This window comes from Alteromonas profundi (assembly GCF_010500865.1).
GTDB classification, from domain to species: domain Bacteria; phylum Pseudomonadota; class Gammaproteobacteria; order Enterobacterales; family Alteromonadaceae; genus Alteromonas; species Alteromonas profundi.
This window is the reverse complement of the sequence record NZ_JAAAWN010000022.1, coordinates 15,909-38,695: the sequence shown is the minus strand read 5'-3', so window position 1 is coordinate 38,695 and position 22,787 is coordinate 15,909. Positions and strand designations below refer to the sequence as shown.

18 protein-coding genes and 1 pseudogene are annotated in these 22,787 nt (G+C 43.2%); 11 read left to right on the top strand and 8 right to left on the bottom strand.

The genetic code is table 11. From position 1 onward, the window contains the following. Positions 1–20: 20 nt before the first annotated feature. Positions 21–3,890: a response regulator gene (locus GTH32_RS14660; protein ID WP_163087116.1), complete on the bottom strand. Its 3,870-nt coding sequence runs from the start codon at positions 3,888–3,890 to the stop codon at positions 21–23. Between the two features lie 76 nt (positions 3,891–3,966). Between GTH32_RS14660 and GTH32_RS14655 the strand changes: the two genes are divergently transcribed. Beyond that, positions 3,967–4,164 carry a hypothetical protein gene (locus GTH32_RS14655; protein ID WP_163087086.1) on the top strand — a complete coding sequence of 66 codons (198 nt, stop codon included), beginning with the start codon at positions 3,967–3,969 and terminating at the stop codon, positions 4,162–4,164. Here GTH32_RS14655 and GTH32_RS14650 read toward each other — a convergent pair. Next, positions 4,123–4,626 carry an HAD family hydrolase gene (locus GTH32_RS14650; protein ID WP_425482374.1) on the bottom strand — a complete coding sequence of 168 codons (504 nt, stop codon included), beginning with the start codon at positions 4,624–4,626 and terminating at the stop codon, positions 4,123–4,125. The two genes, GTH32_RS14655 and GTH32_RS14650, sit on opposite strands and share 42 nt — an antisense overlap. Before the next feature lie 169 nt (positions 4,627–4,795). Between GTH32_RS14650 and GTH32_RS14645 the strand changes: the two genes are divergently transcribed. Continuing rightward, a complete protein-coding gene (locus tag GTH32_RS14645; protein ID WP_163087114.1) occupies positions 4,796–5,680 on the top strand; it encodes a DMT family transporter in 885 nt (294 codons plus the stop codon). Positions 5,681–5,843: 163 nt separating this feature from the next. Next, positions 5,844–6,533 carry a haloacid dehalogenase type II gene (locus tag GTH32_RS14640; protein ID WP_163087112.1) on the top strand — a complete coding sequence of 230 codons (690 nt, stop codon included), beginning with the start codon at positions 5,844–5,846 and terminating at the stop codon, positions 6,531–6,533. On the opposite strand, the gene GTH32_RS14635 is transcribed toward GTH32_RS14640, so the two are convergent. After that, complete coding sequence (locus tag GTH32_RS14635) at positions 6,511–6,750, bottom strand: hypothetical protein (protein ID WP_163087110.1); 240 nt, start codon at positions 6,748–6,750, stop codon at positions 6,511–6,513. The genes GTH32_RS14640 and GTH32_RS14635 overlap by 23 nt on opposite strands. A gap of 484 nt (positions 6,751–7,234) precedes the next feature. Further along, positions 7,235–8,328, bottom strand: a pseudogene (locus GTH32_RS14630) (MFS transporter). A 213-nt stretch (positions 8,329–8,541) separates the two neighbouring features. On the opposite strand from GTH32_RS14630, the gene GTH32_RS14625 reads away from it, so the two are divergent. The 3 genes from GTH32_RS14625 (at position 8,542) to GTH32_RS14615 (ending at position 11,689) form a co-directional block, all read left to right on the top strand. Beyond that, complete coding sequence (locus GTH32_RS14625; RefSeq protein ID WP_163087108.1) at positions 8,542–9,444, top strand: LysR family transcriptional regulator; 903 nt, start codon at positions 8,542–8,544, stop codon at positions 9,442–9,444. Positions 9,445–9,587: 143 nt separating this feature from the next. Next, positions 9,588–10,277 (top strand): response regulator transcription factor, encoded by a 690-nt coding sequence (locus GTH32_RS14620; protein ID WP_163087106.1) that lies wholly within the window; start codon positions 9,588–9,590, stop codon positions 10,275–10,277. Then, entirely contained in the window at positions 10,274–11,689 is a 1,416-nt protein-coding gene (locus tag GTH32_RS14615) for a sensor histidine kinase (RefSeq protein WP_163087104.1), read from the top strand. Before GTH32_RS14620 ends, GTH32_RS14615 begins: the two co-directional genes overlap by 4 nt. Positions 11,690–11,707: 18 nt before the next feature. Here GTH32_RS14615 and GTH32_RS14610 read toward each other — a convergent pair whose 3' ends face one another. The 3 genes from GTH32_RS14610 to GTH32_RS14600 all read right to left on the bottom strand — a co-directional run bounded on the left by GTH32_RS14610 (position 11,708) and on the right by GTH32_RS14600 (position 15,703). Then, positions 11,708–12,832 (bottom strand): PepSY-associated TM helix domain-containing protein, encoded by a 1,125-nt coding sequence (locus GTH32_RS14610; protein WP_163087102.1) that lies wholly within the window; start codon positions 12,830–12,832, stop codon positions 11,708–11,710. Between the two features lie 8 nt (positions 12,833–12,840). Continuing rightward, positions 12,841–14,880: a TonB-dependent receptor domain-containing protein gene (locus GTH32_RS14605; protein ID WP_163087100.1), complete on the bottom strand. Its 2,040-nt coding sequence runs from the start codon at positions 14,878–14,880 to the stop codon at positions 12,841–12,843. A gap of 133 nt (positions 14,881–15,013) precedes the next feature. After that, positions 15,014–15,703: a helix-turn-helix transcriptional regulator gene (locus GTH32_RS14600; protein WP_163087098.1), complete on the bottom strand. Its 690-nt coding sequence runs from the start codon at positions 15,701–15,703 to the stop codon at positions 15,014–15,016. A gap of 128 nt (positions 15,704–15,831) precedes the next feature. On the opposite strand from GTH32_RS14600, the gene GTH32_RS14595 reads away from it, so the two are divergent. The 3 genes from GTH32_RS14595 to GTH32_RS14585 all read left to right on the top strand — a co-directional run bounded on the left by GTH32_RS14595 (position 15,832) and on the right by GTH32_RS14585 (position 20,075). After that, on the top strand, positions 15,832–16,218 hold the full coding sequence (locus GTH32_RS14595) for a VOC family protein (protein WP_163087096.1): 387 nt from the start codon (positions 15,832–15,834) through the stop codon (positions 16,216–16,218). Positions 16,219–16,719: 501 nt separating this feature from the next. Then, a complete protein-coding gene (locus GTH32_RS14590) occupies positions 16,720–18,522 on the top strand; it encodes a hypothetical protein (RefSeq protein WP_163087094.1) in 1,803 nt (600 codons plus the stop codon). A 263-nt stretch (positions 18,523–18,785) separates the two neighbouring features. After that, entirely contained in the window at positions 18,786–20,075 is a 1,290-nt protein-coding gene (locus tag GTH32_RS14585) for a tyrosine-type recombinase/integrase (RefSeq protein ID WP_163087092.1), read from the top strand. Positions 20,076–20,698: 623 nt separating this feature from the next. Here the strand turns inward: GTH32_RS14585 and GTH32_RS14580 are convergent. Beyond that, on the bottom strand, positions 20,699–21,094 hold the full coding sequence (locus GTH32_RS14580; RefSeq protein ID WP_014978045.1) for an ion channel: 396 nt from the start codon (positions 21,092–21,094) through the stop codon (positions 20,699–20,701). 121 nt (positions 21,095–21,215) lie between these two features. On the opposite strand from GTH32_RS14580, the gene GTH32_RS14575 reads away from it, so the two are divergent. Next, positions 21,216–21,746, top strand: coding sequence for a DUF305 domain-containing protein (locus tag GTH32_RS14575; RefSeq protein WP_012516919.1), 531 nt, complete (start codon positions 21,216–21,218; stop codon positions 21,744–21,746). Beyond that, positions 21,739–22,470: a MauE/DoxX family redox-associated membrane protein gene (locus GTH32_RS14570; RefSeq protein WP_014978043.1), complete on the top strand. Its 732-nt coding sequence runs from the start codon at positions 21,739–21,741 to the stop codon at positions 22,468–22,470. Before GTH32_RS14575 ends, GTH32_RS14570 begins: the two co-directional genes overlap by 8 nt. Positions 22,471–22,787 lie beyond the last annotated feature (317 nt).

Genomic DNA, 22,787 nt, shown 5'->3' with positions numbered 1-22,787 from the left:
CGCGTGATAAGTGAACAGTGCTATCCCTCGCCTACTTTTCTTTCATCAACGAACTTCTTAGGCGACACCCCTTTTATCTTTTTAAACGACGTTGAAAAATAGGAAGGCGTTCCAAAGCCAACGTCCATGCCTGTGGTAATAACAGACCCACCATTTACCAGTAAGGGCACCGCTTTATCTATTCTAAACCGCGTTAAAAACTCACTAAAATTGTAGTCGAACAGCTCGGACAAACGACGGTTTAGGCTACGTGCACTCATAAGTAATAAGTTAGCGGCCATATCCCGATTAAAATGCTCGTTGTGGTAGTTTTTTTCTAATACCTCAATGAAATTGAGATAAAAATTCATGTCTTTTTCCGACGTGAATTCAGGTATTCTTAACGACTCACCTAATTGGGGAAGAATGGGCTGGGCGGCACCCTCGACAGCGGTTAAAGTGCGTAGCGATAAAAGGTGATCCACAAGTAGCAGTAGTTCATTGTTCGGCGTAGGTTTTGTTAGATAGTAGTCAGCTTTTTCTTCAAGTGCTTTACGCTTTGTCGCTTCATCGGTCTTAGCAGTAAGTATAATAACCGGAGTAGTAGCAAATGTTTCATGACTGCGTATATTCTCAGTTAACGTGATGCCATCTATCCCCCTCATCATTAAATCTGTGATCACCAAGTCCACCTTATATTTGCCCATTAATTCGAGCGCTTGTCGGCCACTTTTGGCAATTAAACAACGATAGTTTTTAGTCAGCAGATTAAACATATAGGTACGAAATTCACGGTTATCGTCAATAACGATTATGGTGTGCCTATCATCCCAGTTTTTGCCTTCAGTATTGCTAGATTGTTCTGCGTTTACCGACTCAGTGTCATCGAGAGGTAAAATAACGGTCCATTTAGCTCCCTGCCCTAAAACACTAGAAAGAGTGAGTTTACCTTGGTTTAATTTGACTAAGTCATCCACTAACGATAACCCGACACCTTGGCCTTCAACCTCACCTTTATGCACTCTAACGAAGCGTTCAAGAACCTTATCATGATCACTTGCATCTATGCCTTCGCCATCATCAGTTACAGTAACCCTAAGGTTTTTATCGTCTATAGAAGCACATACTTTTATGTTGCCGTGTTCTGGAGTGTATTTAATAGCGTTCTCTACCAGGTTAGTAACAATTTTTTCTAAGCTATCGCTAATTAAACAAATATGCTGTTTACCCCGACAGGTTACCTCTAAATGTTGATTTTTAGCCTTCGCTAATGGCTCTACGTTCATTACTACGTGGGAAACATCTTCAACTGAATAGCGACTAAACAGTGACTTGCTTCCCTCTATGTTAGGCACAGTAGAACTCATTTGGTCCACCAGCTTTTCAATTCGCATGGCGTTTTGCCTTAGTGTGGTAAATTCCGTGCTACTTATGTTTGTACTATCAGGTGCTTTTTCTAATGAACCTAAAATGATTTGTAAGGGGGTGCGAAGATCGTGCGCTATATTGCTGATATGCTTTTCTTTAGCACGAAGCGTTTTTTCAAATTTAGACTGGCCATCTGTGAGTTCGTAACGTGCGATAAATTGATAAACTTTGGTGTTTTTGAGATAACGTTTGAATGGTTTTAGGTATCCAAGTTTCGCTAGGACAATAAACGCTACCGCCGAGATAAAGTAGATGATAAATGCGAAATACGAAAGGTAAAAAGGAGGGATAACGATGAAATTCAATCTACTTACACTACTACGTCGCCCGTCTTCAAGTATCCGTGATTCAACCTGATACCGGCCGTAGCTTAAGTCGGAGAGCGCCACATACACGAAGGACTCCGGGTGTACCACCCAATCGTTATTAAGCCCAACGATTCGAAACTCAACGTGTTGATTTTCATGAGCTAAAAAGCTATTTGTGCCAATATTGATCGCAATAGAGTCATAGTCGCTGCCTATCTGAAACTCAAACTCTTCTGCACTGGGATAATGAACTTCCTTTTTCTCTATGCCCGCCCCCCAAGCAATCATAGTATAAACGGAAGAGGGCCCGTTAGTTTCGGCATGACGCACAGCGTCTAGAATTAATTTTTCATTTATTAAATAAGGGTAACGATCACCAAAAACTATAATGCTGCCGCTATTTCCTATGAAGCTGTTATATTCAAAGTCTGTGTCTAATATACCATCTTCAATTCCTATGTAGTGTGTGACGCCTTCTTGAAAATCATAGAGAAAGAGCCCCATGTTTGTCGTTACCCACAAGTTATTGTTTTCGCTTAATATTGCGCCACGAATAAACCGTATTTCTTTTGTTTCCAGTATTTTACTTCTGGCTATTCTTCCAGTTTCCTTACTTAACTCAACAAGACCTTTTCCTGTGGTACATATGAGAAACACATCACTCAATTCAATTAGACAGGTTATGCTCGACCAGCCCCCTTCTTGAACATTAATTTTCCTCCAGCTCAGTTTCGATAACTGAATATGGATATTGCTCTCACTATCGTAAGCCAATAATTCACCGCTTTCAGATAACACCGAATGAAGAATCTTTGCAGGAGCGCTAATTTCATCGACCACAACTCCTTCATGAACGAGGTAATAGCTGCTGCTAGAGCCATTATCGTGATACGCATAAAAGCTATCTTTTGAGATCTCAATAGTATGGAAGTAGGTTTCGCCACAACCTTTAAAATTGCTAGCATCTGATTCTTTAATATTGGTAAATATAACAGCGTTACGTTCTATACACTCTGCGCCCAGTGAGTCTCCATAGGAGGTTAACGCACCGGTTGTAAGATCCACAGTATAGCTTTTTTCTTTAGTCCTTATCTCTAGCGCGTAATGTCTATCTACACCGTGAGTTACAATTTTTTTGTCAAGTATATCGCCATTTTCATGGAGGAAATTTACCGCACGGTGTTTTTTTGAGATCCCGATTAATCCAAGTTGAGATGATGCTATCAATAGGTCATTTGAGTTGGTTTCCGCTATAGCGGTAATGCTGCGGATACTTTCTGAATATATGACGGGATTCAAAAATTTTGCTGGCGAAACTAGACCATTAGATACTTTATACATTCCGCCTGCTGCGACCCAAATTTCTCCGTTGTCGGATATGTGTAGGTCTGTGACATTGTCTGATTTATTGTGGGCTTTAAAAAAAGGAAAGAAATCGCTACTGGTTTGATTAACTATGTATATACCTTCTTTTCCCGCTAGATATACAGAGTCTTCATGTATTTCAACAACGTTAAGCGTTGATAATTCGTTGTACCTTCCTATCAAGGTGTCTTTTTTAATTGTTTGATGCTCTGGATCGATAGTTAACAACTCTGTTTCCGATGCAACGTAAAAGTTTTGATTATCAGTCGCTATTGAATACGCGCTAGTGGTATTCCCCAGACCTATGCTATCAGCCCAAGCTTCAACTAAACCAGTTGATTTATCCACAATGTAGACGCCACTAACAATAGATAGTGCAAGATGGCTTGGCGAAACCGCTACCGACCAAACGTACTCTTTCCAGTGTTTAGGGATAGGAAGCTCTACTGAACTCTTATCTGCAATTCGAACTTTAAAAACCCCTACCCCATACTCAACAATCCAAAGGTGACCTGAAGGGTCATACTGAATATCAGATATTGGTCCCGATATGTCACTATTAGGGTTAAAGTTCAACTTAGTGGAGCGCCCCCCGATTACTTCGAATACTCCGTTTTCTGATGCTACATATATAACGCTTCCTACTACTTCAACATCGTAAATTATACCAGTAGGAATTCCCGCGAATTTATTTCGACCATCTAAAGCTACCCCTACAGCATTTGCATTCTGAACAAAAAATATAAAAATCGCGCCAAATATAACTACATTGGCCCTTAATTTTAAAATTGGCTCTTTGGTGATATCCATATACCTACAATGCTCGTAATTTTGAAACCGCAGTACACATTCACTTTAATTACATGTAATAAAGGAAGATAGAGAAATGAATATAGAACAAAATTTGGTCGGAAAAGAGCTGAACGAAGAAGAATATACTAAAGTATATGCAGGCTCCGGTTCATGGACACCATTAGAAAATGAGCTATTTTACATTCAGCCTGAAACGCCAAAACTACCAAGCGGGCCAGGTTTGGCAAGTTCACACCAGCAACCATTGCATACCGGCATTTTCGGCGGCTAATTGATCGTAAATATAATCCCCAACGTAAAGGCAGTCTTTTGGCTGTAGCTGCCATTTTTCAGCAACCATAAGTAGTGCGGTAGGGTCGGGTTTTGCGGGCGCGTCCTCTCTTGTCAGTACGAAGTCGATGGGAATATTGTTATTCGCAATCTTTATGTTGCTAGCGGCACGACAATTACGCGTTACAATCGCCATCGGCAAGCCGTATTCGTGCACTGTGTCTACCATTTGTTTACCCGTAAACAGCCATTTTGCGCACCTCGCATCGTTCAGCTCATGCTGCAATATTCTGTCGTTGGCTTTATCTTGCGCTTTTCCACAGGTTATTTGGGCGACAAAAGTAAGAATATCTTCATCGGGAGGGCAGCCAATGTCTGAGCGCATTTGAGTGAAGTTCAACCGCGACTCTACTAACGTCCCATCAAGGTCGAAAATTACCCCTTTTATACCGCTCAAATTCACACTGATACCTTTCTACTTACTCTTTATATGACTAACATGCCACGGTATTGGCATTTTAGGTAGTTACGTTTGGTTTAGTTTTCTGCAGTTATCAGTTACATCGGGTTTTAATTTGCATTAGCATACGCGCTCATTTTATTTCATCACGTTTTGCTTCGGGTATTTATTCATGGGTGTATTTGCGGCCTTAGGTACGGCACTTTGTTGGGCTATTGCGGCACGACTTTTCAGCGGCACTGGTAATGCATTTTCGCCACTTACAATGAACTTCTGGAAGGGGATAATTTCTATCGCCTTGTTAGGTATTGTACTTATAGTAATACCACCGGCCGCTTACACTACCAGTAGCATCTTGTGGCTATTAATTAGCGGCTTTATTGGTATCGGCATTGGCGACACCTGTTTTTTTAAAGCACTAAAGTCTATCGGCGATAGCCAAGCGGTTTTGGTAGCAGAAACCTTAGCGCCCTTATTTACCGCTCTACTGGCTATGGCATTTATTGGTGAATGGATAACGTGGCAGCAATGGGTGGGCGTGGCTGTGGTGCTACTGTCAGTAGATATGGTTATTAAAGCCCGAAAGCGCAGTACTACCCATGTGTTTGCTACAAGCGGCTATTTGTATGGTGTAGCTGCTGCGTTATGTCAAGCAGTAGGCGCTGTAGTAAGTCGCGATATCCTTGGTAGTGGTGAAGTCGATGCCGCCAGTGCTGCTTTCTTACGATTGGTGGGCGGTATGTTCTTTGTGGTGCCGCTTATTGCGTTTAGCAAAACACGGTGGTTACCTGTAATTACACAAGGCCAAGCGGTATGGCCTGCCTTTGTTCTGGCCACTTTACTGGGCACAACAGCTGCTATTTACTTACAAATGTTTGCCTTTGCCTACGCGAAAGCCGCTGTGGTGCAAACCCTTATTGCCACTAGCGCGCTTATGTCGTTAGGGGTTGCTTGGGTACTAGGGGAAAAGGCCACTAAAGCTACCTTGTTGTGGTCAATAGTGGCGTTAATGGGCGTGGCCATATTAGTTAGCTTTGGTTCCACATCAATGCATTAGCCCGGGCGCGATATAAAGGTACTGGTAGCATTTAAACAGCCTTTAGGCGTAATTTACTCGTTCCGCTCATCTAAATTGCTAAGCTAGTGGTATTACAAAGGTAGGTAACGTAACGGTAAAGCCGTTGCGCTTTTGCAATTTATGGTTAAATAGGGAGCTGTGCATGGCATTGCCAAAGGTGCTAATTTTCGATATTAACGAAACCCTACTTGATATGACCCACATGAAACAAGGGTTGGCGCCTGTATTAAATGGCGATGAATCCTTGGTAGATCTGTGGTTTGCTACCTTGCTACATCACTCCTTGGTCGATATTGCTTCTGGTCAGTTTCATGATTTTATCGATATTGGCGCATCTGCCCTTGTTATGGTTGCCCATACCAAAAATATCGAGGTTAGCCAGTCTAAAGCCAAACAAACGATAAAAAAATACATAACCGCATTGCCGCCCCATAGCGACGTAAAACCAGCGCTGAGTTCGTTAAAAAAGAAAGGGTTTACGTTAGTGGCGCTTTCGAATTCATCTATCAAAGGGTTAGAAGCACAGCTGCAGTTTGCAGAAATTGATCACCTCTTTGACCATATACTCAGCACCGAATCTATCTTTACCTATAAACCTTATGCAAAGGTATATCATTGGGCATGTAAACAAGTTAAGGCACTACCAAGTGAGGCAATGATGATCGCCGCTCACGGGTGGGATGTAAGCGGCGCAAAGGCGGCGGGATTGCAAACAACGTTCATCGAACGCCCTGGTAAGGCTATGTATCCTTTAGGTTTGCCCCCAGATTTTTCGCTAAGTACGCTAACAGAGTTAGCCAATACACTAATTAGCGAATACCAAAACCTTTAGTAGAACAATGTGAACGTTTGGTTTCTAACGCGCCAAGTTGACGTTTTAACCATGACTTTTGAATACCCGATTTAGCGACCTTCATTTCGGTGCTTACACGGCTAATTTCTTTTCCTACGTTTACGCAGGCTTTTGGGTTAGGTTCAAATCCGCCATTGGCTAACGCGGAGGAAGAAAAAATAACGGCCGATACGGCGCATAGTAATTGCTGTTTCATAGTGGTCCCCAACAACTGTGATAAACACAGTGTTTTTACTCTGATTAAAAGTTTGGCTTCTGCGAGCCTTGAGTCAGTACGAAAACTATAGCAATCATTTTATTGTTATCCGGTAGCAAAATTTATACGTAGTGATGCTTTAGCGCATTCTTAGGTATCCCACTACAGCGCCATGTGGTAACCCTTCAGTAACGAAGTATATTACCACCAATGCTTTATAGTTATCGCATTCCCCATTTATAACAATGGGTTATCGTAAAAAGCGTGTGTCCTTTTTACTGGTTGCAGTAACAGCTTTCTGCAACAGCTCGCTTTTTAACGGCGGGTATTAAAACACTTAATAATTTGCGTCTCAAGAGAACAGCCTTTATATACTTGAAAGTTAAGCATTCTATTCACTTCTCACCACGCGTTTAAACATAGCAGACTACCAAGCACTTCTGCCAGCTGTACAAAAAAAATACACATCATTTTACAACTGGCATTAATCCTTTGCGTCGAAGCGGCTTAATTTTGTGCCAACAGCGAAGATAAAAGCGAGCAAACCACAAACGAGAAAGAGCTGCGTAAGCGTCAATGGAATAAAGTCAAGTGCTGAGGTAAGAAACTGACCAGAAAACACTGCCATTGCAAAGTACGATAAGTACTTTCCTCTATTTTCCTCGCTACTCACTTCTACCGTTCTATGATTAAGTACCGGTATCGAGAATCCAAACCCTACACCCGCGGCTATAGCCCCGGCAATAATAAGTACAAGTACGTTGGTGCTCGCAAATAGTCCGTGCGCCAACCCGTAGGCAACAAAGGCAATAACAAGTGTCATTTTATTGCCAACACGCGCCACTATTTTGGGCATAAGCATGGCCGACAAAACCGCGATAAATGAAATAAAAGACAATAAATACCCTGTTTCAGCTTCCCCAAAACCAAGCCCGGCCAAATGTTCTGGTAGCATGATAAACATACTAAAAAATAAGCTCATAGCCATAACTGTAAAGGCCATTATGGGCACAACTGAAGGGCTGTGGGGCACGGCTTGTGAGGGTAAACGTTGCGGCTTTGTGACACTGGCTTGCGGTGTTGATAGCGGTTCAGCTTTTGGAACACAGGCTGATACAAATAGCGCGCAAACTAGCGCTAAAGCATAAATAAGAAAGGGCGCTTGCCAATGTAGCTCAGTTAACAAACCACCGAAGAACAGGAAGATAACGCCACCTAGCTCTATCGCCATACCTTGTTTTGCTATCATAGAGAGCCGCTTTGGCCCATGAAACCACTGAGAGATGACCGCCGTTCCCGCCGCCATTTGACCTGCGGTAAACCCACCTAACAAAATACGATCGACACCTAGCGCCAATGGTCCGTTTAAAAAGCGCCGGCACAGCCAAAAATAAAGTAGCCCCATAAGCTTATTAGCAGTGTCCTTCTAGCGCCAATTTTATCAATAAGACGCCCAAACAAAGGTGCGAACAAAATAGCGCCCAATGCAGGCGTAGTGATAAGTAATGGCGCGTATTCTTGTACACCTAGTTGTGTTGAGATTGTCGTTAAACCGGGTGCGATAGCAGCGCCCACCATAATGGTTAACATGGCGGAAACCAGTAGAGAATATTCACCATAACGTGAAAGAGAATAGGATTGGGTGTTAAACGCTGTCATAAAACCTCATCGTCATGCTTGTGTGCTACGCAATTAATAGATCGCGCTTACTCAAAGGCATTACTCTAGCGGTATTTATTACTTATATTAAATGATATAAATACGCACTACTTATCTTACTTTGACATAACTATGAATTTTAAGCATTTAAAGACATTTGTTGAGGTTGCCCAGTGTAAAAGTTTTTCTCATGCCGCTACACGACTGCATACAGGGCAAAGTGCGATAAGCCGTCATATCACCGCACTGGAGGGTGATCTTACTGTTACCTTGTTAGCGAGAAATACGAGAACTGTTGAGCTAACCCCTGCCGGCGAACGTTTTTTACAGCACGCCCAGGCTATTCTAAAACACTGTGAGGTAGCCAAAGAAGATGCACAGTTAGTACAAAGCGGCGAAAAAGGTTTGCTGCGCATAGGGTATCTAAGTTCTGCTTGCGTTCACTTTCTTCCCCAGTTGCTGCGTAGCTTTACGGATATAAATAGCGGGGTAACCGTAAAACTTGATGAAATGACAGTATCGCAGCAGCTGCAAGCCTTCACCGAGGGCGCTATAGATATTGGCTTTTCTCGCCCAATAGAAAAAACACATGAGGGATTGTTAAAAGAGAAACACATTATTGATGACCCTATTTGCGCTGTGGTCGCCCATGATCACCCGCTAAGTAAACATACTGTTTTACCCTTAACGACTATCGCTAAGTACTCACTAATTTTGTTTGCACGGGCCCATGCACCCAGTTTGTTCGACAGTTTAATGGCCGCGTTTCACTACCAGCAGTTAAAACCCAGTGTGGTGAGCGAGCCTACATCTATGCAGGCACTTTTAACTGAAATCGCCAGCTCTCGTTGTGTTGCGTTAGTGCCATCTTGTATTCAAAACCTTCATACGCAGGGATGTACGTTTATTCCTCTTAAAACACACCTTCACGCTGAGTTAAAAATGCATTGGTTGGCTAAGCCTAATGCTACAACGCTAACCTGGCTAAATTGGTATGAGGAACATGGGCCACAGCTAATACCCGGCCCCTCGTAGCAATTAGTAACACCCGGCGCTTTTATCAAATAAGTTTTTGATGATTACGCTAAAAATGAATGAGAAATTTCATCTCACCACTTGCAAATGAAAATGATTATCAATAACATTGATTTTATATTCATTTAATTTATTAACCTTACATGTCTGCGGCCCGCATCCTTATCATTGAAGATGATACTACGCTTAGCGATCAGATAGCGCATTTGCTCGAAGATAGTGGCTTTACTATTAGTCAGTGTCAGGACGGGCAAAAAGGGTTACTGGCCGCGTTGCAACAACGCTTCGATCTTGTTTTATTAGATATCCTTCTTCCTTCGTTAGATGGCTTATCGGTGCTTAATCAACTCAGAAAAAAGAAGCAAACGCCGGTAATGATGATTACCGCTTCAGGGGCCGAGCAAGAAAGGATTGAGGGCTATCGAACAGGGGCAGACGACTACCTTCCTAAACCGTTCAATTTCACTGAAATGTTGCTTCGCATAGAGGCATTATTGCGCCGTAGCAGCCGAGACGTGGCGGCGCATTCACAGCCCAGTAAACTACAGATAGGTGATTTACAGCTAAACAGAGTAAATCAAGGCGTGAACATTGGGCAACTCACCCTCGAACTCACGCCAATACAGTTTAGGCTACTATGGACACTTGCGGAAAACCAAGGCGAAATACTTAGCAAAGCGTTTCTCTATCAATGTGTGTTAGACCGGCCTTTCAGTCGATATGACCGAAGCCTAGATATGCACCTTAGTCGTGTGCGGAAAAAGCTGATAGAAGCCGGGATGCCCTGCGATTGTTTAGCGACAGTACACGGAAAAGGCTATCGACTTTCATGAAAAACAAACTGTTATGGCGCTTGTGGGCCATCATTGGATTGGGCACAGTAGTGCTGTTTTTAGCCATAGATTGGTTAACAAATCATACCGAAACCAGCATGAGCTTTATTGCCGATACCCACCAGCAAACACTGCTTAATTATGGCAAACAGGCTGAGCATATTTACCTTACCCAAGGTGAAGACGCCTTAGCCGAATATATCAAGCACATCCAACTACAGGAGAAGACGTGGGCCGGCGTAGTCACCTCTAAGATAACCCCTTTTGCTGACAGTGAATTAGTGCCCTTGTTCACTGATTACTTTCAATTAGGCCGTGGGGTGGAATGGAAAATTCACCTCTATTTTGCCCAAAACCCCATTATGGAAGTGCCCTTTGTGGATGATGCCACCCACTTGTTGATACAGCTTCCCCAGCGTATGCGCCCTGGTGCCTTTTTAATGATGTTTCGGCTGTTACTGCAAATAGCCCTGCCACTTATTCTTCTTTGTTTGCTTACGTATGTGGTGTATCAACATGTGATGCGCCCCCTGAAACGGCTTGAAAAAGCGACACAGGAATTCAGCGATGGGAAGTTGGATGCTAGGGTGACACCGCTCTTACCTAAACGACATGATGAACTCACAGATATCGCCGCTACCTTTGATAAAATGGCTGATCGCACCAGCAGCCTGATTCAAAATCAACGTCAACTTTTAGCCGACCTTTCCCACGAATTACGCACCCCCTTGGCGCGTATTGATATGGCGGTAGACTTTGTAGAGCAAAACCTTAATCAGGCCCAAGCATTAGAACGGCTGCGTTATGAAGCCAGTACTATGCGAAGTTTAGTGGAAGACACCTTAACTTTTTCGTGGCTGTCAACGGAGCTTCCTAGCCTTAACACTGAGACCTTCGATTTAGTCGAGCTTATCAATGTTATTTGCGACGATGCAAAATTTGAATACCCTCACAATATGCTGCATTGTGATTTGCCCGAGCAGGCCATGATAGACAACAGTAGCCAAGTAGCGTTAGGCCAAGCTATAGAAAACATTATTCGCAATGCCCTTCGCTATACACCACTGGAAAAAGCAGTGAGTGTGCATCTCAAGAAATTGCACAACACCTATTCGTTAACTATCTCTGATAACGGCCCAGGCGTGCCAGATGCCCTATGCGACGATATATTCAAACCTTTCTTCCGTGTTGAAAAGTCTAGAACAGCCACCAAAATGCGAGGCGAAGGTGAGGCGGCGGCACATTCGCAGAAGAACCGCGGCCATGGTATGGGACTAGCACTCGCACAACGTCAGGTGCATGCCGTTGGCGGGGAAATTAGTGCACATAATCGTATCGATGACACCGCCGGCCTTACCATAGCCATTTCACTTCCTATCAACGCTACGTCAACTACACAAGCGTCAGTATAACGGCCTGTTTAATGGCCTCTACTTAGAGGCTATCAGGCGTTTAATGCCTAACATAAAGCCGGTGTACACAAGGTAACACGCCAGCAATGAAAACAACCCTGCGATAGTTTGACCAATGAAACCAAAATGTTCTCCGGTATGCAGAAAACGCGCGGTGCCCCATGCTTGCCCACCTCGGCTCCAATCTTCTTTCCTTAACACCTTTGTGACCTCGGGGCTGCGGGTATCGAAGTAAAGCGAGTACGACATTGACTGCCTATGTCCTATGCTTTTATCAATAAAAAAGCGCGCTTCGTATTCGTGCTCTCCTATTTCCATCCACATTGAATACCAATCGTCGTAATCGTTGCTGTTTGCATGATTTTGAGCGGCAAGAAAAAGAGTTTCGTAGTCAACCACATCTAAGGACAACGAGGTTACTTCTTCATGCTGTTCACGTGGCGGCTCCTGCTCACCAAAGAAACCATATAACGCGTTATTTGCCCAAGAGAAATGAAACAAAGTGGCGGTAATGGCAATAATGAAAAGAACAGGAATGCTCCACACGCCCAGCACCAAATGCCACTGTCGACGGCGATGATGGCGATTGGTGTAATGGTGACGAAACCAAAGATGCTGCTTAAATGATGCAAGGCGCAATTTATTGGGCAACCAAAGATACGCACCACTGACAATAAGGAAAATAAACACTAAATTAGCGTAGCCATTCACCGTTTTCCCTATGCCTTTAAGCTCACCTTTTAACAGTAAGTATCGATGAAGGTTGGTAAGCCAATGAAACACCAGCGCCACATTGCCCTCCCCTTCTCTTAAAATCTCACCGCTATAGGGGTGGAATAAGTAGCTGTTACGCCCTGCCCAGGCAGGCACGGCCGCACCTTCCCTGTTTACCCAACGTACGTAAATATGGGGGGTTTCAGGGTGTAGTGCTTGAAGCTTATCGACAATATCATCGGTGGAGAGCCTTTGCTGGTTCTGGGGTACATCCACACGGTATCGCATTTCGTCAAGTTCGATAAACTGACGTTCGTAAGTTAATAGAAACCCAGTTAGTGACATAAGAAATATAAAAATCCCCGCCACTAAACCCAAAATAAGGTGAGTCCAGAAGACCCACCTTTTCACTGTTTTTGCTATTGCCATAAGAGTGTTTAGAAGTTGTAGCTTACTGATACTCGAATATCTCTACCCGCTTCTTTTGGCCCAATGACGCTCCCGAACACCTCACTGTAATCACCGACACTCGAATGATCGATATAGGCTTCATCAAACAGATTCGTCACCGCGAGGTTGACCTTGAAGTTATTACTGACAAACCATTGCCCATACACATCAACCGTGGTGTAGCTAGGTTTATTTAGGTTGTACAATGAATCGGTCCAACCATTCTGCAAAGCCTGATGCAGGGTTTCTATGGTAAGTGAATTGACCCGTGTAATATTGATACCTACGTTGAGGTCGGTGTTAATATCATAGTCAACACCCAACACCCATGTATCGCCGCGACTATTCCCTAGGCCAACAAATTCATAGCCGTTAAGGTCGATGGTATCGTATTCAACATTGTACAAATCAGCGCGCGGGGATAGCTCAGTATCCACGCTAGAGTAACCAAAGAATATGTTTGCATCACCCAATGCGTAAGCAATATCAAATTCAAAACCACTTGATTCCAGGTCGCCGATATTATTGTAAACCGAGTCGCCTTCAAAGCCGCTAAAAATCACATCATCGATTGTGCTTTCAAATACCGTGAATCTCGCGTGCACGTCATCAGCTTGATATTCAATTGCCCCTTCAATATTGGCCACGGTTTCCGGCACCACATTATTACCTACAACCGGAACATCGCTACCGTCATACAAGTATTCGTCAATGGTAAACCCGTCGCCAATTTCTTTTCCTCGGGCGGCTTCGGCATAACCAAGGGCTAATTTCCAGGCCTTTGACAGTTGATAGGTAAGCCCAACATTCATGCTTACTTCGCTGTCGTTTAGCCCTGAAGGCTCATCGGTGACCGGGTCGCCGTAATATTCATCAAGTAATATGTCTTGCTGGAAGTCATAGTCATCGAAGCGCACACCATAGCTTAATGTGAGTTCTGGGTTTATCGCGCTATGGGCTTGGGCATAGACTCCTAGCACACTGCCCTCTTCTGCATTTTCTACAGCCCCCTCAGCCGGGCCGCTTTCCACTTCGTCGTTGCGGTAATCTACGCCGTAGGTAAATACATGGTTTGTCGTTTCACTGGTGTTGCGAATATCAAAACCATAAGTGTCGATGTTTGCCAACCAATCAAAGCGACCTCCTCTAAATGACGAAGAGGTGTTGTACGCTGTGGCTTCTAAGTACACCATAGCGCTATAGTCTAAACGGTAATTTGCTACTAAAGTGTCACGCTCAGCTTCACTGGGATACAACGCTGCGCCTTCTAGCACAACCCAATTGGGCCTTGCCGAAAATTCACCTTCTTCCTCACGCTTTTCATAGCTTAGTGACGCATATTGGTTTTCAGTGAGGTTGCCGCTGGCTTTTACGAATAACAAGTCTTGGTCGGCGGCGGTACCATAAATTTCATTGCCGTCGCCGTCTTCCATGTTGTCTCTATCTGAGGTGCTGTAATAACCTAGCACGCCCCAATCTTCATTTAGCTTGCCATAAACACTGCCACTGTATCGGGTGCCGTCGTTACTAAAGTAACTGGCTTTTACACGGCCGCCAAAACGTTCATCGTCGCGCAGAAGATCGCTCGCATCTTTCGTTTTAAAACGAATAGCACCGCCAATAGCACCAGGGCCACTGGTTGCCTCACCGGCTCCAGCTTGCACATCAATTTGCTTTAACAAGTCAGGATCTAAGGTTACACGACCAATATGGTGAAATAGGGTTGAGGTTTGCTGAGCGCCATCAACCGTAATGTTTAGATAAGCATCTTCTAAGCCGCGCACGAAAATTTTCTGCGCAACGCCTACCGAGCCACCCACACTTACCGATGGTGACTCACGAAAAATATCAGCCAAATCATTGGCCTGAAACTGCTCAATGTCTTCAGCGGTAACACTTAAGTTGGTAGAAGCCCCGACAATTGAAACCCGTTCAATATCCTGTGTGTCTTCTACATTTGTTGCTTGTGCATGTACTGCGGTGCTAGATAACGCGCAAACTGCGCCAATAAATACTGACTTCTTCAAAAAATGCTCCCATTGAGTGTTGTAACTCTAAACGCGAAACATTCTCATTAAGTTTTAGACAAAAGGATAGCTATTTTACAATTGTTACATTTACCCACTTGGCTTCTAGTAACCTACGTTTTACACCATGCGCTTACATCTCATCTTGTTTAACTTGCTTCAAATAGGCCGCTAAGCTTTTCTCTTTTTCCTCCGCAAAGTGGCTAGATAGCGCAGTGAAATGGGAAATTCTGTCTAAGCGGAAGTTTCGAAACTCACTGCGTAATTCGCACCATCCTGCCAAAAGCCAAATTGGGCTGAATGATATAAGAGCAATGGGGCGAATGGTTCTTTTTGTCTTGTTATTATTTAAATCCAGATAGCAAAAGCTCACCCTTTGTTTACGTCTAATGCACTCTCTAACTTCGGTAAATTCCACGTTCCAAGGAATTTTGTAGTGGCTTGGCGCAGAAAAAGTACTTATCTGATGCAATTCGTTTAACAAGGTTGCAGGCAAGGTAGCCTGAATTTTAAGGTAGGCACTTTTCGCTTTTGCCGCGAATTTATCGTCTGTCCAATTGCTGACCATACCAATCCCTAATGCAATCGCCTCTAATTCGTCAGCATCAAACATAATAGGCGGCAGGTGATATTTTTTATCAATGATGTAGCCGACGCCGGCTTCACCTAATATGGGCACGCCAGAATCGATAAGATCTTGAATATCTCGGTAGATGGTACGAAGGCTAACCTCAAATGCATCTGCTAGCGTTTGTGCCGTTATCGCATGGTGCATTCTTCGTAAATGATGAACAATATCATTCAACCTTTCAGCTTTACGCATTGGTGTTTAATCGCAGGCTATAATTATTTCATGGTGATTTAACACTACTGACATTAACTGTCAGTAGTCAACGACTAGTATGAATTTACACCCACAAACATTCCCTAACGGATGGAAAGGAGAACACCATGATTGGCTACATCACCCTTGGAACGGCAGATTTAGAAAAAGCGGCAGCATTTTACGACGCCCTACTCGGTACTATTGGCGCTACTCGCTTTATGGAAGAGCCCGATTACTTTATTGCGTGGTCTAAAGGAGAAGACCAAGCCGCGCTATCGGTAACTAAGCCCTTCGATCAAAAACCTGCCACGGTAGGTAACGGCGTAATGGTGGCGCTTTATCTTGAAACACCTGAACAGGTTAATGCCTTTTACGACAAAGCCATTGAACTTGGTGCTACTTGCGAAGGTAAACCTGGGTTTAGACCCCAAGAAGCTACCTCAGGTTTTTATGCAGGCTATTTCAGAGATTTAGACGACAATAAGTTGAATGCGTTTTGCATGGTAGAGTAATTAAAGAAGCAAACGCAAACCTATAGAGACAGGTTTAGCCTAATAAAGGGCGCCTGCGTTTTCAGTATAGATACACGCCTTTTAAGTAGAGTTTTCAATGGATAGGATACCCTCTTCGCAGCCCGTTGTTGAAAACTCTGCTCATTTCCCTTTGGCAGATTGGCTTTAGCTGTCGCTTAGCGAATGGCCGTTAACCTGATTCATATAGATGAAACGAATTTATCATCATTTTAAGTTATCTCACTTGTAACATTGACCAAATCGTTTTTCTGACCCACAGTAATTAAGTAGCAATAACATCCCCCCGTATAAAAGTATTTAAACGCCACCACTGGCTATCTCTATTTCCAGCGTAAACAGCTCACTTGGCGCTATTGCACTACGACGTTAAACAATAATTTGACGCTATTGACAGTATTCCAAACCACTAATTGGGTTAATAACAATCGAATGTTGGCGGGGACATTGATGAAATAACATAAACCAAAGGAATACTGAGTTATGAATTTTTTATGTTTTAGTCGTGGTAGCAACCTCACTCAATGGCGGTTAAATAGCCGCCTTAAACTAAAAATAGCCATGATGTTTACTACGTTAATAATACTGGGCGGCTGTGGCGGTAGTAGCGATAGCAGCACACATATTATGGCTGAACAGCCCACAGAATTAGACCTCGCTGAAAGCAACTGGCGGCAACCGCTGTTTAGTGGATTAGGGGCGGTAAACTTTCCTATCACCACTAACTCACAAATTGCACAGCAGTACTTTAATCAAGGGCTTGCATTGTCGTATGCGTTTAATCATGCGGCAGCAGATTTCGCATTTAACGAAGCAACCATTTATGATCCTGACTGCGCTATGTGCTATTGGGGCAGCGCACTAGTACTAGGCCCTAATGTGAACGCCCCCATGTTTCCTGACAATGCCAATCGCGCCTTTAGTTTGGCCACATTGGCAAAAGATTTGAGCGAGAACGTTAGCACTAAGGAGCGCATGCTCATCAATGCGTTGCAACAGCGATATTTAGCCACAGAGCCAGCAGACCGAAGCTCACTCAACGAAGCTTACGCCGATAGCATGCGCGATGTAATGAACACCTTTCCTGAAGATGCGGATATTATCGCGCTTACTGCCGAGTCGATGATGGATGTCCATCCTTGGGATTTTTGGGACGCAGAAGGCGTTACGCGCCCTTGGACAAAAGAAATTACCGACACTATCGAAACCGCTTTAGCCCTTGATAAACAGCATATTGGCGCGATACACCTTTACATTCATGCAGTAGAGCAATCCACAAACCCAGAACGGGCTGAGCGCTATGCAGACACGCTGGCCGACCTTGCTCCAGCGGCCGGACATCTGGTGCATATGCCAGCGCATATTTACATGCGTGTGGGCCGTTACCACGACGCCACGCTAATCAACATGCAAGCCGCGGCGGCAGATAGTGAATTTATCCAAGCTTGTCGCTCAAATAGCCCAATTTACCTTGCCGGATACATTCCCCACAATTGGCATTTTGGTTGGGTAACCGCAGCTATAAGTGGCTGGAAAAGCAAAGCTTACGAGTTAGCAGAAGGTACCGCAGCGTCATTAAGTGAAGAATTGCTTCGAGCGCCAGGCATGGCCGTTGCACAACATTATTATTCCCAGCCGCTTTACGCAAAAGTGAGGTTTGCCGATTGGCAAGGAATTCTAAATACCCCACAGCTAGCGCACGATCTTCTCTATGCGCGGGGAATCTGGCACTACGCCCGAGGACAGGCATATATTGGCCTTGATGCACCAGCAAAAGCCCAGCAAGAATTAACGCAATTGGCCGCCCTACGCAGCATGCCCGAAGTACAATCTCTCATGTTTTTTAACCGCGAAGGTGCCCCGGTCTTGTTAGAAATCGCAGAGACAGTACTGAGAAGCTCCATTGCAACAAATGCAGGCGTGTTACAAAACGCGATAACACAGTTAAAGGCTGCCGTGATAATGGAAGACTCTCTGCCCTATACAGAACCACCAGAATGGTACTTCCCGGTACGCCATGCGCTAGGCGACGTACAAATTTCAGCCGGTGAATTTGCTGCTGCCGAAGCGACCTACCAACGCGACCTTGAGATTATGGTAGATAATGGCTGGGCCTTACGCGGACTGGCTGAAGCGTTAAGGTTGCAAGGCAAAAATGACGAGGCAAAAATAGTACAGCGTCGATTTGAAAGAGCCTGGGAACATGCTGAGATTGATATCTCTGGCTCCATAATTTCTGCGACTGATACTATGTTAACGGCGGCGAATAGTGGTTTAACTAAGTAAATTTAAAATAAACATACGGGATTGTAACGCGCGGTGCAGCCGCAGGGGCACGTTAGCGTGTGCCTGTGTTTTATAACCTGTGAGATCAAAAAAGCCCTCGCATTTCTGCAAGGGCTTCTAAGAATGGTGCCTCGATCCGGGATCGAACCAGGGACACGCGGATTTTCAATGCAAATCACCACTCTAAAGCATTGAAAATATGCAAATTTTAATTTCTTTGCAAATTCTTTGCAAAGAGAGCTCTTTTCTGTTTTACTGGCGCTATGGCAAAACAGACTGAAAGACACGACATAAACGACGAGCTGTATATCTTTAAACAAGATAACAGTGAGCGCTGGTATGCGCGATTTATACTAACCAATCACAAAAAATGGCTCTGTAAATCAACTAAGAAGAAAGATAAAGACGAAGCTATCGCCATGGCACATCGAATCTTCTTAGACCACCAAATTAGACACGAAAATAACACACTAGTCCAAAGTAAGCGATTCAAAGACGTAGCTGACCGCGTCATCGAAAAGCTTGAAGAGCAACTAGAACACGGGGGCGGTAAACGCACCTATAAAGACTATATTCGAGCGTTAGAAAACTACCACATCCCCTACTTTTCGCGTACGTTTATCACCTCAATTGACCAAGAAGAAATATCTAAGTTTGATGAGTGGCGTAAGGGACGAATGAAGAAGTCTCCAGCCTCCTCTACATTATTAACTCACAATGCTGCTCTTCAGCTCGTTTTTAAAGAAGCTATTGAGCAAAAATGGATGATCGCCGCTCAAGTACCTGTTCTTTCTTCGAAAGGTGGAACAGGCACACGTCGTGCGGCTTTTTCTGAAGAAGAGTATGATGTTATCCTCAACGAAATATATGAAGGTGAGCAAAACGCTCATAGTGAAAAGACTCGTCAAATTCGTGAGTTACTATACGATTACTGTGAAATAGCAGTTAATACCGGAATTAGGCCCGGCACGGAGATGGAACACCTAACTTGGAAAGATATCGAGATTAAAACTCAAGGTTCAAAAGCTCAATTTTTCATCAATGTCTCTAAGGGTAAAACAACAAAATATACGGGACCGCGTAAAGTAGTTTGCAAACGTGATGTGATAGGAGCCCTAACGAACCTACGAGAACGCTTTCCATTGCGCACACCCAATCAAAAGCTATTTTTGCTAGCAAGTGGCGAGCCCACAAGGCAATTAGGTAAGGCATTTGAGAAAGCTCTTCAAAGTTCCGGATTAAAAGAGTCACCCAGAGGACATCGAACGCTGTACTCTCTCCGACACACTTACATTACGTGGCAGCTTCTCAACGGAACCAGCATAGACGTAATTACGCGTCAATGTGGAACCAGTACAGAAATGATCGAGCAGCATTACAGTCATGTAAAACCCGAGATGTTTGCAGATGCATTATCTGGAGTTACTTTTGATAAAGAAGAACCAAAAGCATTGTCTAAGAAAACCTTACATAGACGCGCAAAGACCGCAGAGCGCGATGAAAAACGCTTCAAGGAATGGGTAGAAGAGTATAAAAGGCGTGGGTGTATTTAGTCCACCATATAGGAGATAAGGTTACTTTTTTGTCGTTTAACGGTGGCTTCTTCGGTTGCTTTTAAAAATAAAGAATAGTTATTGAAGATATGTAAATTTAATCAATGCGCTCTAAAACCAAACGAAAATCATAACTCAGTAAAAAATTCAATTACTAGTATTGATTCATAATCTTCGAAAGTCTGCAGGAAGAACCTCAAAACCCGCAAAAATGTCCGTAAGAGAAGTAAATAGCACAGCGCAGCTCGTATGTTCATCTGTTTGAACTCAAGCTGTAACTGCTTTTGGAAACTAGAGTTATCAGGGATGAAGGAATTACCGAAGTTGTGCGTATGCTCCTATAGTAATCCCAAATATATCTGCATAAGCGACTCGAATAAAAGCGCCAAGATCATAGCCCAGATTTAAATCAGTTTTGAGATAATAAAGTCAGCTTTCAACCGTGCTTTTGGTTCTGAAACGTTTGCTAAGCTATACCCTCAAACTTCTTTAAGAGAGAAGCAAAGAGTGCTCTATTGTTCGCTTTTTAGTATCTAAAAAGACAATAATTTGCGAAACATTGTTTCATTAAAAACTAGTCCTGACGGGTGAGGTTTACATCTTCTCAGGTTACAGTTTTTACATTACATATGCTTGAACACTTTCGATGCTGAACAGCTTATTAGTAGAAACCCTGTAGCCGATTCAACTCCTGCTATCATTCGTAGATGTCCGTCCGGCTCGATACTTCCAAGACCCAATGTAGTAATCGTAGTTAGTGAAAAGTAAAAAATATCCATGGAAGTGGCAGGTTGCTTAAAATCGCCGAGCTCGAAATAAAGTCCAATTTCATACGCCAGAGTAAAAATGACTGCTAGTAAAAGTTGGCTCGAAATGGCAATAACGACTACCGACAGTGTTTTTATCCAAGCTCCCTTCAATCTCTCGCTGATATTGTCCGCGACTACTGAAATATTAAAAAGATGCAGCCCTACGCAGCTCAACAGCGCAGCTAAAACTATTAATATAGACAAAAACATAATATTTCCTTGTTGGTACAAAACTTGACTAGTTAAGATTGATTGGTTTGTAACCTCTCTCAAGCTTTCTTTTGTTAGAAAGATCTACAAATATTAACTATTTCTTAAGTAAGGATTACATATGAAATACTCTAAGTTCGCTGCAATGATAATAACTTCAACTGTAGCGATGTTTTTAATGATGTACTTAAATACCTACGCTATCTCGCATGTCTGGTTCAGTGAGACAAGGACTTATATGGCACTCTATATGGGGGCAGGCATGGCGATTATAATGTTAGCTTTCATGTTAGGTATGTATAGCAACAAGAAACTCAATACAGCCATTTTTATAATAGCGGCACTTACTTTCGCCTTGTGTATCTATCTTGTTCGTTCACAAAGTACCATTTCAGATACCGCTTACACGAAAGCAATGATTCCTCATCACTCTATAGCTATTTTGACTAGTGAGCGTTCTAACCTTGAAGACGTTCGCGTACGAGAATTAGCAAACGGCATTATTAAAGCTCAGCGAAAGGAAATAAAGGAGATGGAGTGGTTGATAGAGGATATAAATAAGAATGGCAAGGTAACAACTCAGGAACAGGCCGAACAGCGTCCAATTCCTCAATTTGAAGGTAAATTGAATAAAGGAAAGGAAAATGAGTAAGAAAGCTATCCTATATAGAATGGTTACTAAAGAGCACATTTGCCCTTACGGTTTAAGGTCAAAAGACTTACTAGAGCGAGAAGGCTATTTAGTAGAAGACAATCATCTTACTTCACGTAATGACACCGATGATTTCAAGCAAAAGCATGGTGTAGAAACGACGCCTCAAACCTTCATCGAAGAAAAGCGAATTGGTGGATATGATGAGCTTCGTAAATACTTCGGGAAAGGAGAAGCGGGGCAGAACGGAACTACTTATGCACCTGTTATTGCGATTTTTTCTGTGGCAGCTCTGCTATCGTTAGCATTCCAGTTCTTTGTTTCTGAAGACTTCATCTCTATAAGAACACTGGTTCTCTTTATTGCTTTCTCAATGACACTACTTGCAGTTCAAAAATTGAAGGATTTGTATAGTTTTACAAATTCGTTCATAACCTACGATTTGTTGGCAATGAGGTGGCTTCGATATGGTTACATCTACCCATTTCTTGAAGCCTACGCGGGGATAGGAATGGTAGCTCAACTGCCTGCCATAGCTGTTGCGCCATTTTCACTATTTATAGGAACCGTTGGGGCAATTTCTGTCTTTAAAGCAGTATATGTGGATAAACGGGAGCTCAAATGTGCTTGTGTCGGTGGGGACAGTAACGTGCCGTTAGGTTTTGTTTCACTATCAGAAAACATTTTTATGATAGCAGGCGCATTACTCATGTTATCTTTTTAGTTACAAGAGTTGCTTATCGACTAAACTTAATAAAAGTAACTCTATCAGCTTTTAAGATTGAAAAGACTGCTTGTTTAACTACATAGGAAGTTGTTTATCTTAGTTACAAGCAAATGTCATTGATTAAAGTGTCCTTAAGACTTATCTTGTCTAAGGGAATAACGTCGCGTAAAGGTTGAGAGCAAATACAAAGTTATGAGATCTATTATTTTCACACTATGCATTGGATATTTATTGGTACTGTTTACCGTGCCAGTTGATGCGTGTGAAATGAAAATGGATGAACATAGCTCATTAACTAAGGTTTCTCACAAATT